Genomic DNA, 15,716 nt, shown 5'->3' with positions numbered 1-15,716 from the left:
CCACACAGATTGTCTGATTCGTTGTTAAAGAGCAAAAAACAACGACGCACTGTAAAACTAAACTTCTTCACAACAGTGCGTCGTTGTGTGCCGTGCATTATAGGCATTTTTTTATGCCGCGCAAGTGGTTTTTGTAAAAAAATCGAAAAAAACGATCTTTTGGTTAAAAGTGAAGCGATCCCTTCAAAATAAGATCAATTTTGCGGTTTTACTAAACTTGTTAAAAGGTGGGGCAAATCCGCAATGGAGTTCAACACATAATCCGCTAGCCGCTCCCCTTCCACTGTCACGGATTTCCCCGAACGCACTAACACGTTCATTTTCACTTTTGCCCCTATTCCGGCTTTGATATCGTCCACTTTATCGCCAATCATGACCGATTTAGTTGGATCGATCTTCAATTCTTTTATGGCTTGCAGCAACATTCCCGATTTCGGCTTGCGACAGTCGCAATCTTCACGATATTCCCCTTTGCCTTGAATATGATGAGGGCAATAATAAATACCGTCTAAATCCACGCCTTGCTCTGCCAACGACCAATCCATCCATTCCGTGAGTTGCAAGAATTGATCTTCAGAAAAATAACCACGGGCAATGCCTGATTGATTTGTCACCAACACCAGCAAATAGCCCATGCCTTTTAACGTTCTTAATGCGTCAATTGCCCCTTCGATAAATTTGAAATGATCGATCTCGTGCACATAACCATAATCAATGTTTAATGTGCCATCCCGATCTAAAAAAATGGCTTTATTCACTTTCCTATCCCTCACCAGATTTTGCTGCAAAATTATCCCTTTAATCAGAACAATTGGCAAACTATAAGTTATAACCAATCTGTCTAAAAAAGATCCCGCCACATATTGACACAGCAATCTAGACATCTAGAATACCGAAATATATTTTATCATCGCAAAAAACAAAGGCTTATATGATTAACCTGAGTCACATTACGAAGATTTTTGAGTTGCCGGGCAAAAAATTGACCGCACTTGATAATGTTTCATTAAATGTTGAAAAAGGGCAGATTTGTGGCGTCATTGGCGCATCCGGTGCCGGGAAAAGTACGCTTATTCGTTGCGTCAATTTGCTAGAAAAACCCACAAGCGGATCGGTGGTGGTGGATGGCATCGAACTCACCCAACTTTCCGACCAAGAACTGGTGCATGCCCGCCGTCATATTGGCATGATTTTCCAGCATTTCAACCTACTCAGTTCACGCACCGTGTTTGAAAATGTGGCACTCCCCTTAGAACTGGAAGGCGTGCCAAAAGCAAAAATTCAAGAAAAAATCACCGCACTTTTAACCCTAGTAGGGCTAAATGAAAAGCGCGATACCTATCCGAGCAATCTTTCCGGTGGACAAAAACAACGTGTTGCCATTGCCCGAGCCTTAGCAAGCGACCCAAAAGTGCTGTTATGTGATGAAGCCACAAGTGCATTAGACCCTGCGACCACACAATCCATTCTCAAATTATTAAAAGAAATCAACCGCACTTTAGGCATTACGATTTTGCTTATCACACATGAAATGGAAGTGGTGAAACAAATTTGCGATCAGGTTGCGGTGATTGATCAGGGCCGCCTTGTGGAACAAGGCACGGTGGGGGAAATTTTCTCTAATCCGAAAACCGAATTAGCGCAAGATTTTATCCGCTCGACCTTTCATATCAACTTACCTGACGAGTATTTGGAAAATTTAACGGATACACCAAAACACAGTAAAGCCTACCCGATTATTAAATTTGAATTTACCGGCCGTTCGGTCGATGCGCCTTTGCTTTCACAAGCTTCAAAAAAATTTGGTGTGGAACTGAGTATTCTCACCTCCCAAATTGATTATGCCGGCGGCGTAAAATTTGGTTACACCATTGCCGAAGTAGAAGGTGATGAAGATGCCATTACTCAAACTAAAGTGTATTTAATGGAAAACAATGTTCGTGTAGAGGTACTCGGCTATGTTCAATGATTTCTGGGCAACATTTACCCAACAGCTTACCCCACAAATGTGGAGCGTGGTTGCCACCGCCACTTACGAAACGATCTATATTAGTTTTGCCTCCACATTACTTGCGATGATTGTCGGCATTCCCCTTGGCGTATGGACATTCCTCACCGGAAAAAGTGAAATTCTGCAAAACCAACGTACACACTTTGTGTTAAACACCATTATTAATATTGGTCGTTCAATTCCCTTTATTATTTTGCTGTTAATTTTACTGCCGGTAACCCGTTTTATTGTCGGCACGGTGCTTGGCACGACGGCGGCGATTATTCCACTTAGCATTTGCGCCATGCCTTTCGTGGCACGTTTAACGGCCAATGCCTTAATGGAAATCCCAAACGGCCTCACTGAAGCGGCGCAAGCTATGGGGGCGACCAAATGGCAAATTGTGCGTAAATTTTATTTACCGGAAGCCTTGCCAACCTTAATCAACGGCATCACCCTCACCCTGGTTACCCTCGTGGGCTACTCCGCCATGGCGGGAACACAAGGTGGCGGCGGGCTAGGCAGCCTTGCTATCAACTACGGTGTCTATCGTAATATGCCCTATGTGACTTGGGTCGCCACAATTATTATCGTGCTTTTCGTGATGATTAGCCAAAAACTCGGTGACACTTTGGCGAAGAAAGTCGATCACCGTTAATTTAACCACAACACTCACCACTTCACAGGAAGGAAATCTTATGAAATTAAAAAGCTTATTTGCAATCACTGCTATCGCCTCAGCCCTTGTGTTAACCGGCTGTAAAGATGACAAAGCACAAACTAACACATCAGCACCTGCTAAAATAAAAGTGGGCGTCATGTCAGGCCCGGAACACCAAGTGGCTGAAATTGCCGCCAAAGTAGCAAAAGAAAAATATGGTTTAGAGGTGCAATTTGTTGAATTTAACGACTATGCTTTGCCTAACACCGCCGTTTCTACCGGTGATTTAGACGCCAATGCGATGCAACACAAACCTTATTTAGACGAAGATTCTAAAGCCAAAAACCTCAATAATTTGGTTATCGTAGGCAATACCTTTGTTTACCCGTTAGCGGGCTATTCCAAAAAAATTAAAAATGTGAATGAATTACAAGAAGGGGCAAAAATCGTTGTGCCAAATGACCCGAGCAACCGTGGCCGTGCATTAATTCTTCTTGAAAAACAAGGGTTAATTAAATTAAAAGATGCGAATAACCTTTTCTCAACAGTGTTGGATATTGTTGAAAATCCAAAAAATTTAAACATCACCGAAGTAGACACTTCCATTGCAGCCCGTGCATTAGATGATGTGGATTTAGCGGTGGTCAACAACACTTATGCCGGTCAAGTGGGGCTAAATGCACAAGATAACGGTGTTTTTGTAGAAGATAAAGATTCGCCGTATGTGAATATCATCGTTGCCCGCACAGACAACAAAGATAGCAAAGCCGTGCAAGACTTTGTAAAAGCTTATCAAACCGAAGAAGTGTATCAAGAAGCGAAAAAACACTTTAAAGATGGCGTAGCGAAAGGCTGGTAATTCATTATTCATGAGTTAACAGGCTCGCAAAATATCATTGATAAATCTTCATAAAAAAGAACCGGCTTCCCAAAAGAAGCCGGTTCATTATTATCTTCAGTATGAATTAACGATTACCACTCAAAATTCACACCGGCATTGTAGCTGATAGTGTTAGCATCTGCGATGGCAATGCCCGCTTTCGCTGCCACATTTGGACTGAAACGATAGCCCGTTCCCACAGCGACAGCCGTTTTTGAATTATAGCCCCCCACTGCTGCACTCAAATTAAATTTACCCACCGTATACGGTTGGAACAACCCGGTTAATGCAGCTTGTGTTGCAAAAGAGCGGTCCATTTTCTTCTCAAGTTTATTAACACGGCTTTCCAATTTGCCAATACGCGCTTTATTACTCGCAATATCCTTACGGATTTCTGCCACACCCGCTAGGCTATGGTTAGAAGCCAAGAATTTTTGCAAGGTTGCTTTATTTGCCGCAATGTCTGCGGTATTTTTTGCCACATTCGCTTTCGTTGCCGTAATATCGGTTTTATTTTTCGCAACATCTGCTTTGTTTTTATCAATACCTGCTGTATTTTTCGCCACATTACCTTTATTGGTCGCAATATCAGTTTTGTTTTTGGCGACATCCGCTTTATTTTGATCAACCCCTGCTGTATTTTGCGTAATATTTCCTTGATTTGCGGCAATATCGGCTTTGTTTTGCTCAATCGCCTTGGTATTTTTGTCAATATTCGCACGGTTTTCATCAATCTTCGCTTTATTGTCTACAATGCCGGTAAGGTTATTACCATTTGGCGTCGCCAAGAATTGTTGGATCATAGCTTTATTTTCCGCAATATCGGTTTTGTTTTGATCGATATTCGCTTTATTCTGTAAAACAAGGCCTTCGTTTGTGGCAATACTTTGATGATTTTGTGTAATGCGTTCCTCTAACTCATCCATTCTTGTGTCATTATCACCTAATTTTTGCTCAACCTGAGCGACAGTGCCGGCGAGATTGCCCACTCTACTATCAAGTTGATTAATTTCAGTATCTAACTTCTGATCTAAGCCCTGAACTTTGGTGGATAAATCCTGAACCTCGCTAGTTAACCCTTGAAGCCCGGTACTTAGCCCTTGAATACCTGTTGTTAATCCTTGAATAGCATTGGTATTTTGGGTCACATTTTGGTTTGTGGTGGCAAGTTCTGCTCTCAAGTTCTGATTTTCAGCTTGGAAATCATTACCCAATTTAGTGAGCACCCGAGTGTTGTCATTAACCACCCGTTGAACATCAGTCACTAAATCAGCGATACCATCGAGTGCCTGAACTTTCGGTTCAATGGTATCTAACCGTTGGGTAAGCCCATCTATCTTGGTATCTAATTGAGTGGTATCTAACTGTTGAATTTGCGTGGTGAGATCAGCCAAGTTGGCTTCCATGGTGTTTTGATTGTTGGCGAGGTCTGTAACTTGCGTGGTGAGATCAGTAACTTGAGGCTCTAATGCTATGATTTTCTCGCGTGCATCAGTAAGTAGATCTCCCAGCGCTTTTCTACTCATTTTTAAGTTATTCACTTCGTTATTTAACTGTGTTTGCACATCATTCACTTGTTGTTCCACAGCATCCATTCTTGGTAGTATCACTGTATTGACTTTATCTTGCACTACAGTGAGATCGCCTTCTGTGGTCGCTATTCTCTGCTCGTTTGCAATGAGTTGTCGTACAACGTCTTGAAGGGCATTATTCTGCCCCGGCATCTGTGCGGCGGAATAACCGGATGTTAAGCCAACCAATAAGGCCAATGCCAATGTGTTCTTCTTAGGTAAATTTTTCATAAGTTGTTTGTCTCCTGGAGATAATACAATTTTAATAATTCCATTTTTATTACTTCACATAGCCTGTGAAGCGGGCTTTTTATATCAAAGCCTGATAATGATTATCAATACAACAACTTGTCCAACCAGCCCCCCCCCCCGCAAATTAGGTTTTAAATCAATAAGTTAAAAGAGGTCTGATATGCTTTCCAAGAAGTGGAAAATAAAAGGCTACCACCGGATTTTCAGCGGTTTTAGGAAGGGTTTGCCAAAACTTGATAGGAAAGATTGAATAAAGAGGGGGAATCTTCAAACCTTACTGAGATTTTAACGGATTCAAATCTGTTCAAAAGAAGCAAAAAAATAGCACTCAATTGATGAGTGCTATTTTTATATTTTAGAGATGATTAATCTTCAGATTTTGCACAAGACCGATGAAATCACCTCAAAATCCAGCATACTTTAATTAATCTCAACGGTTACCGATTATCAATCAAAGCAATATGTCTTTTGGCGGCAATCCATGCGCCGATGTAGCCCATGATTAAACAGCTCACCAAGAGAAAAATCAATTCGCCAGCAGCCAAGCCGTTTAAGGCAAACTGCACGGCAAAAATATCGGTAACATATTTCACCGCAGAGGTGAAATAGCCGATGATAAAACTGCTAAAAATAGCAGCAACAAGTCCGCCTAATAGGGCATAAATCATCCCTGTGTAAAGGAAAGGGCGGAGAATAAAGTGATCTGTCGCACCCAATAATTTCATCACATCAATATCTGCTCGGCTGCTATAAACATCAGAACGAATGCTATTGCCAATCACTAAGAACACGGCAATCGCCATTAACACCGTACAAAAAATTGCCACATGTGCCACCAGCCATGAAAGTGCGGTCAATTTTTCCATCCAATCATTATCTAACCGGACTTCTTGCACGCCTTTAATTTTATCGAGATTGGCACGCAGGCTTTCCCGTTTTTCAGACGCATTAAATTCACTCGTGGGTTTCACCATCACCACGGCAGGCAAGGGGTTGTCATCCAGAATATCCAATTCTTCACCAAACCCGGACCAACTTTTAAATTCCTTTAAGCTTTCTTGGCGGGAAACGTAATTGAGGCTTTCCACCCCTTCTTGTTGGCGGATTTTTTCCACCACTAAATTCGCATCTTCTTCCGTTAAATTTTTGTGTAAATAAATGGTGAGTTCACTTTCCGGATAAAATTGTGTGGTGGCTAAATGTAAATTTTTCCACATGAGATAGCTGACCGTTGGAATGGTGAGCGAAACGGCAATCACCAAAATCGTCAGCAATGTACCGAATTTGCGTTGCCACAAATCTGCCCATACGGCTCGTAAGGTGTAAGCCGTTTGTACGAAAAAAGATGCATCAGTTGATCGGCTCATGGTTTTTCCTTAATAACGTAAGTAGCCTTGTTCCAACACTAAACAAGGTTTTGGTTTTTGTTGAATAAGATTAATGTCGTGAGTGGCAATTAACACCGTCATACCCAAGCGGTTAAATTCTTCAAAAAGGTTAAAAATCCCTAAAGAAAGCTCATTATCCAAATTGCCGGTGGGTTCATCGGCCAATAAAAGTTGCGGTTTATGCACAATGGCACGGGCAATATCCACCCGCTGTTGTTCACCACCTGAAATTTGTGGTGGCAGATAATGGGCTTTGTTACGAAGCCCCACACGATCAAGCGCGGCCATTGCACGAGAATGCGCATCTTTCGGGTTCATCCCCGTAATAATCAGTGGTAATGCGACATTTTCTACCACGGTTCGATCGGTTAATAAGCGGTAATCTTGGTGAACCATGCCAATTTGGCGGCGTAAAAAAGGAATCTCATATTTTGACAGGCGGGTGATATCATGCCCATTAAACCAGATTTGCCCTGCGTTGGCTTTTTCCATGCCCATAATCAATTTGAGCAAGGTGCTTTTTCCCGCACCGGAATGGCCGACAAGATAGGTCATACTGCCGACCGGTAAATGAAAATTCAGCCCTTGCAACGCCGGTTGGGTTGCACCGTGATAGGCTTTGGATACATTAGAAAATTTAATCACGATCTGTCCTTATTCTTCTTCGTGGATAAATAATGCGTCAATAAATTCTGTCGCATTAAACGCACGCAAATCTTCAATTTTTTCGCCGACACCAATATAGCGAATCGGTAAGTTAAATTGATCGGCAATGGCGAAAATCACCCCACCTTTTGCCGTTCCATCTAATTTTGTGAGAGAAATACCGGTTAAACCGACCGCTTCATTAAATAATTTTGCTTGGCTGATAGCATTTTGCCCCGTTCCTGCATCAAGCGTGAGCATAATTTCATGAGGGGCGGTTTCATCATATTTTTTCATCACTCGGACGATTTTTTTCAACTCGTCCATTAAATTATTTTTATTTTGTAAACGCCCTGCGGTATCGGCAATTAAAACATCAATATTGCGAGCGCTAGCTGATTGCATGGCATCAAAAATCACTGAGGCTGAATCCGCCCCTGTACTTTGTGCCACCACCGGAATATGATTTCGCTCTCCCCATACCTGCAATTGTTCCACCGCCGCCGCACGGAAAGTATCACCGGCTGCCAACATCACGGATTTTCCTTCCTCTTGGAATTTACGGGCAAGTTTACCAATGGTGGTGGTTTTCCCCACACCGTTTACGCCCACCATTAAGATCACATAAGGTTTTTTGTGGCTGTCAATGGTTAAAGGCTGAGCCACCGGTTCAAGAATGGTTGCCATTTCCACTTTTAACTGTTGATACAACAATTCGGCATCTTGCAATTGCTTACGACTGGCGTGTTCCGTTAAATTTTTAATGATTTTCGTGGTGGTTGGCACGCCAATATCGGCAATGAGAAGCTGTTCTTCCAATTCCTCAAACAATTCATCATCAATTTTTTTGCCTAAGAAAAAGCGACGAAAACCAGCACCGATATTTTGTTTTGTTTTGAGCAATCCTTTCACTAAACGACTGAAAAAACCGCCCTCACTTGGTTTTTCACGGATTTCACTTGGCGTTTGTGATAATGCTTCTCCCGCTTCTTCCGAAACGCTTTCCGATGCGGTTTCGGGATAAAATTCTTGCTTCACCTCTTCAACGATATCCGCATCAATTTCTGCAACTTCAACCGTTCGATTTTCTTCCACATTTTCAGGGGCAATGATTTCCTCAGGTAAATCATTCTGTGCGGTGGAAATGTCTGATATCTTGTCTATTTCAGCCGGGGTTAGCTCATCTTTTTGTGCTTCTTCCGTTAAAACTTTCTCAAAAACGACCGCACTTTCGGCTGCCTCTACTGTTTCTGTTGGGATTTCTGTTGTGGCTTCTGTTGCCTTTTCAGCAGGGGCGGCGACAACGTTCTCTACGGTCGTTCCCTCGATTTTTTCTTCTTCAATAACCGGCTCAAGCGGTGGGGTTTCTTGTTTTTTATTACGCCCAAATAATGATGACCAAAATCCGCCTTTTTTCTTTTCTTCCGCCATAACTCGTTCTCTTCAATGCTATCCGATAAAAATGTGGTTCATTCTAGCAAAAAATCGTCTAAACTAAGCAGAATTTTCACTAAAAATCCGCTTCTTTATGAAAAAATCGCAAGGACAATCGCCAAAAGGCGAAGTTCGTATTATCGCCGGACTTTGGCGTGGACGGAAATTACCTGTGTTAAACGCCGAAGGGTTACGCCCCACCGGTGATCGTGTCAAAGAAACCTTATTCAATTGGTTAATGCCCTACATTCATCAGGCAAAATGTTTAGACGGTTTTGCCGGCAGCGGTTCGTTAGGGATTGAAGCCCTTTCCCGTCAAGCCGAAAAAGTGACCTTTTTAGAAAAAGACAAAATCGTTGCCCATCAACTGAAAAAAAATCTGCAAACGTTGAAATGCACGGAAAAACAAGCGCAAGTGTTCAATCAAAGTTGTTTAGATTTTTTAAAACAAGTGCAAAATCAACCGCACTTTGATGTGGTGTTTCTTGATCCGCCTTTTCATTTTGGTTTGGCTGAACAAGCGATCCGACTACTTACCGAAAATAACTGGCTGTATCCCAATGCCCTCATTTATGTGGAAACGGAAAAAGACAGTCACTTCAGCACACCTGAACATTGGACATTATTAAAAGAAAAAACCACCGGAATGGTGAGCTATCGTTTATATCAAAATTGAGAGAAATTATGTTAGATATTGTGTTATATGAGCCTGAAATTCCGCAAAACACCGGCAATATTATCCGCCTTTGTGCCAACACCGGTTTTCGTCTGCATTTAATCGAACCCCTCGGTTTCACTTGGGATGACAAGCGACTTCGCCGTTCGGGATTGGACTATCACGAATTTGCCCATATCAAACGCCATAAAACCTTTGAGGCCTTTTTAGAAAATGAAAAACCGAAGCGGTTATTTGCCCTCACCACCAAAGGTTCACCGGCCCATAGCCAAGTGACCTTTGAACAGGGAGATTATTTAATGTTCGGCCCTGAAACCCGGGGTATTCCAATGTCGATTTTAGACACCCTACCTATGGAGCAAAAAATCCGAATTCCGATGACCGCCAATAGTCGCAGTATGAATTTATCCAATGCGGTGGCCGTTACCGTGTATGAGGCTTGGCGACAGCTTGGCTATGAAGGTGCGGTAAATTTAGCCAATCCCTAGTTTTATTGAAATAGCGGTTTGTGCATTGGTTCGCAAAGCATAAAAAAATCTGCCCCTAAATTTATCGGATAATCAACCCGAGCTTTTAGGGGCAGACTGATTTTATAGGCTATTTTTACGAAGAATTATTTTTCTTCTGAAATAAAACGGTAAGCTAAAGCACCAATAACCGCTCCCACAATTGGCGCAACCCAGAATAACCATAATTGCTCAATTGCCCAGCTACCTTGGAATAACGCCACACCGGTGGAACGGGCCGGGTTAACAGAGGTATTGGTTACCGGAATACTGATTAAGTGAATTAACGCTAAACTCAAACCGATAGCAATTGGCGCAAAACCTGCCGGCGCACGTTTATCTGTCGCGCCCATAATGATGATTAAGAAAAACGCCGTTAATACCACTTCAATTAATAATGCTGCCACTAAACTATAACCATGTGGCGAATGTTCACCATATCCGTTGCTGGCAAATCCGGCGGTAACATCAAATCCCGGTGCACCGGAAGCAATAAGGTAAAGAATCGCCGCTGCTGCAATCGCCCCTAAAACCTGTGAGGCAATGTAAGGAACGAGATCTTTCGCATTAAAGCGGCCACCGACAAATAAACCAATGGATACCGCCGGGTTAAAATGTCCGCCTGAAATATGGCCAACGGCATAAGCCATGGTCAATACGGTTAATCCAAAAGCAAATGCAACACCCATGTAGCCGATACCCAGTTCAGGAATACCTGCTGCTAATACCGCACTACCACAACCACCAAATACCAGCCAGAATGTACCAAAAAATTCTGCGAAATATTTTTTCATATGTTTTCCTTTTGTATTTTAAATGTAAATAACACGCTTTTGTTATCGGCTTTTGAACGCACGAATTCCAACCCTTTGATAAAGAGAGATCATCTCTCGTTAGAAATCGTTTATTCTTCAAATAATAAAAAAGTTATCGTCTAAAGCTGATTTTATTTTCCCGATAAAATCGGCCTTAACGAAAAACAAAAATTAGTCTGAAAGCCGAATTTAAAGTTCATAAATTTAATGTTAATTACAATTTCTTTACAAAATTGACATTATTCGGCGAATTTATCCCATAAAAAAAGCGATCAATATGATCGCTCTTTCATCGCTTAAAAATAGTAATTACAATTTCACTTCTAACTGCTCATAGGCCCGTTTGGCTTTCTCTAAAGCTTTTTCCACGGAAAGATCTCTTGCCAAGATCACCCCTAAACGCCGATGCCCATTCACCTCACCTTTACCGAATAATCGGATATTGGTGTGCGGTTCAGCAAGGGCTTTATCAATACCGCTAAATTGGATATTCGTTGATTTTCCCTCCACCACAATCGCTTTGGAGGCTGATGGGCTGATAAGGCTGATTTCAGGGATAGGTAAGCCCAAAATCGCTCGAGCATGGAGGGCAAATTCAGATAATTCTTGTGAAATTAAGGTCACCATTCCGGTATCGTGCGGACGTGGAGAAACTTCATTGAAAATCACCTCATCACCACAAACAAACATTTCCACACCGAAAATGCCCCGTCCGCCTAATGCGGTGGTAATTTTTTCGGCAATAGATTGTGCTTTTTGTAAAGCTATCGCCGACATGGCTTGTGGCTGCCAAGATTCACGATAATCCCCGTCTTCTTGACGGTGTCCGATAGGGGCAAGGAAACTTGTTCCATTAATGTGGCGAACCGTTAGCAAGGTGATTTCATAATCAAATTTAACAAATCCCTCGACAATCACCCGCCCTGCACCGGCTCTGCCCCCTTCTTGTGCATAATCCCAAGCTTTTTGGAGATCCGCTTTTGATTTCAAAATACTTTGTCCATGACCGGATGAAGACATTATCGGTTTAACCACACAAGGAATACCGATTTTTTCAACCGCACGTTGAAAATCCTCAAAGTTATCTACAAATTGGTAAGCCGAGGTTGGCAAGCCCAATTCTTCTGAAGCCAAGCGGCGAATCCCTTCTCGGTTCATAGTGAGCTGGGTGGCTTTTGCGGTTGGTACAACATTAAAACCGGCTTGCTCTAATTCCACGAGGGTTGCGGTCGCAATGGCTTCCACTTCCGGCACAATGTAATCAGGCTTTTCTTTTTCCACCAGTGCTTTCAATGCCTCACCATCTAACATCGAAATGGTATAGGCTCGGTGCGCCACTTGCTGGGCAGGCGCATTTTCATAGCGATCCACTGCGATCACTTCCACGCCTAAGCGTTGCAATTCAATCACCACTTCTTTGCCTAATTCGCCGGAGCCAAGCATCATCACTTTTGTGGCATTTGGGCTTAATGCCGTACCAAGGGTTGTCATATTATCTCCTTACTTTAACAAGGCATCATCAAGGGAAAGATCATCGTTTTTATTCACACCAATACCACGAGCGATAACCTTTTTCGCAATATCGTGGGCTTCCTCAAGGGAATGTTCTTTATAGCTCCCGCATTGGTAAATATTCAATTCAGGGATAGCGGATTGATCTTTAACGTTCAACACATCCTGCATAGAAGCAAGCCAAGCTTGTGCCACTTGTTGTTCGTTCGGCGTGCCGATTAATGACATATAAAACCCGGTGCGGCAGCCCATCGGGGAGATATCAATAATTTCTACCTGCTCGCTGTTTAAATGATCACGCATAAAACCGGCAAATAAATGCTCAAGGGTATGGATACCTTTTGGTGGGAGAATTTCGTTATTAGGAAGACAGAAGCGTAAATCAAAAACGCTGATATCATCCCCTTTTGGTGTACGCATGGTTTTGGCAATACGCACGGCAGGGGCTTTCATTTTCGTGTGGTCCACTTTAAAACTATCAAGTAATGGCATAACTTTTCCTTATAAATCAATTGGTTGAATTTTAATTCAAAAAATCTTTCATTTTTTATGAACTTTCAAGCAAGTCTTTAGTCTTAGAGAACAAGCAACTTGTAGTTGTTTTTAATAAAATTGGTTCCTTAGGTTATTTGCCCTTCACTCGTTGAAGGGCTTTTTTATGGCATTCTATAATAAGAATGGGGCGCTGAGAAACAATAAAACCACATAACGCACCAGTTTACCAATAAAAATAAAAAGGCAACTTGCTATGAAATTTAAACGTAACCACCCTGCTACGGCACAAAATAAATCGCCCACAATCGGCAACCAACTCAGCAATAATGCCACCGCCCCATAACGGCGAAGCTTTTCCATTACCCATAAAGTGCGGTCATTTTGGCTTTCAAATTTGGGAAACCAACGCCCAATACCATAAGTCGTAAGACTGCCTAAACCGTTTCCCAATGTGGCGATAAAAACCAGCCCTAAAACCTCCGCACTGAACAGCGAATGAAAGGTTAGTTTAGAAATTGCCAAGGTAACAAACACCACTTCTGAATTACCGGGTAGTACCGTGGCACTTAAAAATGCACTGATAAACATTAACCAAAGCGGATAATGTTGCCAACTATTTACCCAGAAGTCGAAAGACAGCCAATCCATATTTAGCGTTCGGGTTGATAAATTTGTATATAACGCACTAAACCTGCCATCATTTTTTCATATTCAGTCATGATTATGCCTTGATAATTTGTTGAGTACGCACATCAAAAACGTCCATACCCGCATTCAACCCCGCCTGAACGCCTAAATCGGCATCTTCAAACACAATGCAATTTTGGGGCTTTACACCGGTTAATTGGGCACAACGTAAAAAGGTTTCAGGATCGGGTTTGTGTGCTTTTACATCATCAGCACTGACAATCGCATCAAAATAAGGGGCAATCGCCAGTTTATCCATCAACATATTAATAAGCTGACGGTGCGATCCCGAGCCTAATGCAATCGATTTTTTCTGATGATAATGTCGAACGATTTCAAACGTTGGGAGCAAAGTGGATTCTGTCGGGATTAATTGATAAGAAAGCTTCCGTTTTGCGGCGATCACTTCATCAAGGCGATGGGGTGGCATACCGGCTTTCTCCATAATAGCGGAGGCAATGGTGCTGACTGTCGCCCCACCTAATTGATACATAATTTGGCTATCAAACTCATAACCAAACTGCTCGCCTACCATTGACCAAGCTCTGGCATGTACCGGCATGGTATCAATGAGTGTGCCATCCATATCAAAAATCAATCCTTCATAGTGATTGAAAAGGCTATTATCTATCATCGTTTTCTTTCTTCCTTAACTATTTTAAGCTTTATGCCAAATTTGTGATCCCTGCACTGTTTTCTTGATATAAAGTGCGGTAGATTATGGGTGGAGATTTTAGAGGAACAGAAATAAAAATGCGACTGCTTAATCAGCTTGAACGGTGGAAATTACGCAATCAGATCAATCAACCGATTATTGATGTGGTCTTTCAGTTGCGTGATCGCCTAGAGCATTATTGGAAAGTCGATGTCAATTCCGCCCTCGTGGATACGTTATTATTCCATATTGCCTGTAGCCTAGGGCGAATTGAACGTGGCGGCTGCGCTTCCCCACTTTATCAAGAAATGTTTGAAGAAATCCAAAGTGCGGTCAATTTTCCACAAGTTTTAAAAATTCACGAAGATTTACTTTCCCTCATTCCTTTTCACATTCCCCATGCTGAACAAACCTATTTTTTGGCGAATGTTCATTCATTATTATTAGCACAGCCTAAAATATATAAGGAGCAATAATTATCGCCCCTTATATATTTGATTTGAAATAAAATCTCATGACTATTTTTTACTTAGAAACTCTCTTAATACATTAAGTAGCTGATTTCCGAACTCCGCAAGCGGTGAATAACCTGAGGATTCAGTCGATTGCTGTCTTGATAACACTTTCAATAATAGGAAAAGCAATGTGGTTGGAGGCACCACCAAAATCACTGCGATATGCCAGACATTATCATGAATGTGATAACTCATCGCCTGACGGAAAATCCAAAAAGCAAATCCTGTATACAAGGCGAAGATAATAACAATAGCCACCCAAAAAGCACATTTAAATAAAAGCCGGCGTTCTTTTTCGTAATCAATTAAATCCTGAGGATTAATAACCGGACCTTTCGTAAGTTGTGGATTAGTTGGAGGAATTTGATTATTTTCTGCGCCAACAAAATTCTCACTTTTGAGGTTGTCTTGTGGAATATGTATACCTTTATTATCTACCATAATTTTTCCTTAATTTAGTAGAATACCTAAATTCTTCAAACGATAAGTCATTGCAGGAACCGACACATTGAATAATTCAGCTAATTCATTGATCGATTGGATATTCAACCTATCAATCGCATAATTTATTGCCACTGTCGGCATCACCAATTCTGCCGCAAAGGCATTGGCATCAACCTCTCTTTGATCATAGTTAGCGATGTTAAAAGAAGCTGAATTATCACGAAATCCACCACCATGATTTAATGCAAAATGCCCTAATTCATGTGCGAGAGTAAAACGTTGGCGCTGTAAAACATCCGTGCTACGAACAGTACAAGTTGGGGTACCATTGACAATATCAAAACGTCCGGAAATATCTTCACCACCCGGTAATGTAGGTAAATAACAAACTTCAACTCCCATTTTTTGGGCAATATCATCAATATTTACAGGAATGTTACGATCCCAAAAAGCATCTAGAACACGCTGTGCGGTATCTTTTACGCTCATAACTCCCCCCTTCATTTATCTATATACCTTGCTTTAACGAAAATTAATTCTATGAATTTTTCATCTATTTATCAAATATAAAAATACGCAATATTCCCACT

At 41.7% G+C, this 15,716-nt stretch carries 19 protein-coding genes; 7 read left to right on the top strand and 12 right to left on the bottom strand.

The features are described 5' to 3' along the window. Positions 1-192: hypothetical protein (locus BKK48_RS10015; RefSeq protein WP_143538789.1), on the top strand; the 192-nt coding region annotated here is incomplete at its 5' end. A 2-nt stretch (positions 193-194) separates the two neighbouring features. Here the strand turns inward: BKK48_RS10015 and gmhB are convergent. Then, complete coding sequence (gene gmhB, locus BKK48_RS04640) at positions 195-758, bottom strand: D-glycero-beta-D-manno-heptose 1,7-bisphosphate 7-phosphatase (protein WP_077426993.1); 564 nt, start codon at positions 756-758, stop codon at positions 195-197. Between the two features lie 173 nt (positions 759-931). Here gmhB and metN point away from each other — a divergent pair, with 173 nt between their 5' ends. Genes metN through BKK48_RS04625 form a run of 3 tightly spaced genes read left to right on the top strand, consistent with a single transcriptional unit; the run spans position 932 to position 3,510 of the window. After that, on the top strand, positions 932-1,969 hold the full coding sequence (gene metN / locus BKK48_RS04635; RefSeq protein WP_077426992.1) for a methionine ABC transporter ATP-binding protein MetN: 1,038 nt from the start codon (positions 932-934) through the stop codon (positions 1,967-1,969). Then, positions 1,959-2,648 carry a methionine ABC transporter permease gene (locus tag BKK48_RS04630; protein WP_077426991.1) on the top strand — a complete coding sequence of 230 codons (690 nt, stop codon included), beginning with the start codon at positions 1,959-1,961 and terminating at the stop codon, positions 2,646-2,648. The genes metN and BKK48_RS04630 overlap by 11 nt, the downstream gene beginning before the upstream one ends. Positions 2,649-2,688: 40 nt before the next feature. Beyond that, a complete protein-coding gene (locus BKK48_RS04625) occupies positions 2,689-3,510 on the top strand; it encodes a MetQ/NlpA family lipoprotein (protein ID WP_077426990.1) in 822 nt (273 codons plus the stop codon). Between the two features lie 113 nt (positions 3,511-3,623). Here the strand turns inward: BKK48_RS04625 and BKK48_RS04620 are convergent, their stop codons facing one another. From BKK48_RS04620 to ftsY, 4 genes are all read right to left on the bottom strand, one after another. Next, complete coding sequence (locus BKK48_RS04620) at positions 3,624-5,333, bottom strand: YadA-like family protein (protein WP_077426989.1); 1,710 nt, start codon at positions 5,331-5,333, stop codon at positions 3,624-3,626. Positions 5,334-5,791: 458 nt separating this feature from the next. Beyond that, positions 5,792-6,721, bottom strand: coding sequence for a permease-like cell division protein FtsX (ftsX, locus tag BKK48_RS04615; protein WP_077426988.1), 930 nt, complete (start codon positions 6,719-6,721; stop codon positions 5,792-5,794). Between the two features lie 9 nt (positions 6,722-6,730). Next, a complete protein-coding gene (gene ftsE, locus BKK48_RS04610) occupies positions 6,731-7,387 on the bottom strand; it encodes a cell division ATP-binding protein FtsE (protein ID WP_077426987.1) in 657 nt (218 codons plus the stop codon). A 9-nt stretch (positions 7,388-7,396) separates the two neighbouring features. Continuing rightward, entirely contained in the window at positions 7,397-8,818 is a 1,422-nt protein-coding gene (ftsY, locus tag BKK48_RS04605; protein WP_077426986.1) for a signal recognition particle-docking protein FtsY, read from the bottom strand. A 97-nt stretch (positions 8,819-8,915) separates the two neighbouring features. Here ftsY and rsmD point away from each other — a divergent pair, with 97 nt between their 5' ends. Together rsmD and trmL are read left to right on the top strand one after the other, a co-directional pair. Beyond that, on the top strand, positions 8,916-9,497 hold the full coding sequence (gene rsmD / locus BKK48_RS04600; protein ID WP_077426985.1) for a 16S rRNA (guanine(966)-N(2))-methyltransferase RsmD: 582 nt from the start codon (positions 8,916-8,918) through the stop codon (positions 9,495-9,497). Positions 9,498-9,505: 8 nt separating this feature from the next. Beyond that, positions 9,506-9,985, top strand: a complete 480-nt coding sequence (trmL, locus tag BKK48_RS04595; protein ID WP_077426984.1) for a tRNA (uridine(34)/cytosine(34)/5-carboxymethylaminomethyluridine(34)-2'-O)-methyltransferase TrmL — start codon at positions 9,506-9,508, stop codon at positions 9,983-9,985. Between the two features lie 125 nt (positions 9,986-10,110). Here trmL and aqpZ read toward each other — a convergent pair whose 3' ends face one another. The 5 genes from aqpZ to BKK48_RS04570 all read right to left on the bottom strand — a co-directional run bounded on the left by aqpZ (position 10,111) and on the right by BKK48_RS04570 (position 14,146). Then, positions 10,111-10,797 carry an aquaporin Z gene (gene aqpZ, locus BKK48_RS04590; protein ID WP_077426983.1) on the bottom strand — a complete coding sequence of 229 codons (687 nt, stop codon included), beginning with the start codon at positions 10,795-10,797 and terminating at the stop codon, positions 10,111-10,113. A 330-nt stretch (positions 10,798-11,127) separates the two neighbouring features. Continuing rightward, on the bottom strand, positions 11,128-12,309 hold the full coding sequence (gene purT, locus BKK48_RS04585; RefSeq protein ID WP_077426982.1) for a formate-dependent phosphoribosylglycinamide formyltransferase: 1,182 nt from the start codon (positions 12,307-12,309) through the stop codon (positions 11,128-11,130). A gap of 9 nt (positions 12,310-12,318) precedes the next feature. After that, positions 12,319-12,822 carry an S-ribosylhomocysteine lyase gene (luxS, locus tag BKK48_RS04580; protein ID WP_077426981.1) on the bottom strand — a complete coding sequence of 168 codons (504 nt, stop codon included), beginning with the start codon at positions 12,820-12,822 and terminating at the stop codon, positions 12,319-12,321. A 174-nt stretch (positions 12,823-12,996) separates the two neighbouring features. Continuing rightward, positions 12,997-13,473, bottom strand: a complete 477-nt coding sequence (locus BKK48_RS04575; RefSeq protein WP_077426980.1) for a YqaA family protein — start codon at positions 13,471-13,473, stop codon at positions 12,997-12,999. A gap of 73 nt (positions 13,474-13,546) precedes the next feature. Then, positions 13,547-14,146 carry a beta-phosphoglucomutase family hydrolase gene (locus tag BKK48_RS04570; protein WP_077426979.1) on the bottom strand — a complete coding sequence of 200 codons (600 nt, stop codon included), beginning with the start codon at positions 14,144-14,146 and terminating at the stop codon, positions 13,547-13,549. Between the two features lie 119 nt (positions 14,147-14,265). On the opposite strand from BKK48_RS04570, the gene BKK48_RS04565 reads away from it, so the two are divergent. After that, positions 14,266-14,643 (top strand): PRD domain-containing protein, encoded by a 378-nt coding sequence (locus BKK48_RS04565; protein WP_077426978.1) that lies wholly within the window; start codon positions 14,266-14,268, stop codon positions 14,641-14,643. A gap of 42 nt (positions 14,644-14,685) precedes the next feature. Here the strand turns inward: BKK48_RS04565 and BKK48_RS04560 are convergent, their stop codons facing one another. Further along, a complete protein-coding gene (locus BKK48_RS04560; protein WP_077426977.1) occupies positions 14,686-15,123 on the bottom strand; it encodes a hypothetical protein in 438 nt (145 codons plus the stop codon). 9 nt (positions 15,124-15,132) lie between these two features. Continuing rightward, positions 15,133-15,615, bottom strand: a complete 483-nt coding sequence (locus BKK48_RS04555; RefSeq protein WP_158074350.1) for an ImmA/IrrE family metallo-endopeptidase — start codon at positions 15,613-15,615, stop codon at positions 15,133-15,135. Between the last annotated feature and the right edge of the window lie 101 nt (positions 15,616-15,716).

It is taken from the genome of Rodentibacter heidelbergensis, assembly GCF_002000125.1.
Taxonomy (GTDB): Bacteria; Pseudomonadota; Gammaproteobacteria; order Enterobacterales; family Pasteurellaceae; genus Rodentibacter; species Rodentibacter heidelbergensis.
The sequence above is the reverse complement of the archived record's forward strand: the minus strand, read 5'-3'. Positions and strand labels throughout refer to the sequence as shown.

Bases quoted from the DNA above. Each gene is read 5' to 3' on its own strand.
- BKK48_RS04630 (WP_077426991.1), top strand. From the start codon at position 1,959: ATGTTCAATGATTTCTGGGCAACATTTACCCAACAGCTTACCCCACAA.
- BKK48_RS04555 (WP_158074350.1), bottom strand. From the start codon at position 15,615: ATGAGCGTAAAAGATACCGCACAGCGTGTTCTAGATGCTTTTTGGGAT.
- luxS (WP_077426981.1), bottom strand. From the start codon at position 12,822: ATGCCATTACTTGATAGTTTTAAAGTGGACCACACGAAAATGAAAGCC.
- purT (WP_077426982.1), bottom strand. From the start codon at position 12,309: ATGACAACCCTTGGTACGGCATTAAGCCCAAATGCCACAAAAGTGATG.
- rsmD (WP_077426985.1), top strand. From the start codon at position 8,916: ATGAAAAAATCGCAAGGACAATCGCCAAAAGGCGAAGTTCGTATTATC.
- BKK48_RS04570 (WP_077426979.1), bottom strand. From the start codon at position 14,146: ATGATAGATAATAGCCTTTTCAATCACTATGAAGGATTGATTTTTGAT.
- aqpZ (WP_077426983.1), bottom strand. From the start codon at position 10,797: ATGAAAAAATATTTCGCAGAATTTTTTGGTACATTCTGGCTGGTATTT.
- trmL (WP_077426984.1), top strand. From the start codon at position 9,506: ATGTTAGATATTGTGTTATATGAGCCTGAAATTCCGCAAAACACCGGC.
- BKK48_RS04620 (WP_077426989.1), bottom strand. From the start codon at position 5,333: ATGAAAAATTTACCTAAGAAGAACACATTGGCATTGGCCTTATTGGTT.
- BKK48_RS04565 (WP_077426978.1), top strand. From the start codon at position 14,266: ATGCGACTGCTTAATCAGCTTGAACGGTGGAAATTACGCAATCAGATC.
- BKK48_RS04625 (WP_077426990.1), top strand. From the start codon at position 2,689: ATGAAATTAAAAAGCTTATTTGCAATCACTGCTATCGCCTCAGCCCTT.
- ftsX (WP_077426988.1), bottom strand. From the start codon at position 6,721: ATGAGCCGATCAACTGATGCATCTTTTTTCGTACAAACGGCTTACACC.
- ftsY (WP_077426986.1), bottom strand. From the start codon at position 8,818: ATGGCGGAAGAAAAGAAAAAAGGCGGATTTTGGTCATCATTATTTGGG.
- BKK48_RS04560 (WP_077426977.1), bottom strand. From the start codon at position 15,123: ATGGTAGATAATAAAGGTATACATATTCCACAAGACAACCTCAAAAGT.
- BKK48_RS04575 (WP_077426980.1), bottom strand. From the start codon at position 13,473: ATGGATTGGCTGTCTTTCGACTTCTGGGTAAATAGTTGGCAACATTAT.
- metN (WP_077426992.1), top strand. From the start codon at position 932: ATGATTAACCTGAGTCACATTACGAAGATTTTTGAGTTGCCGGGCAAA.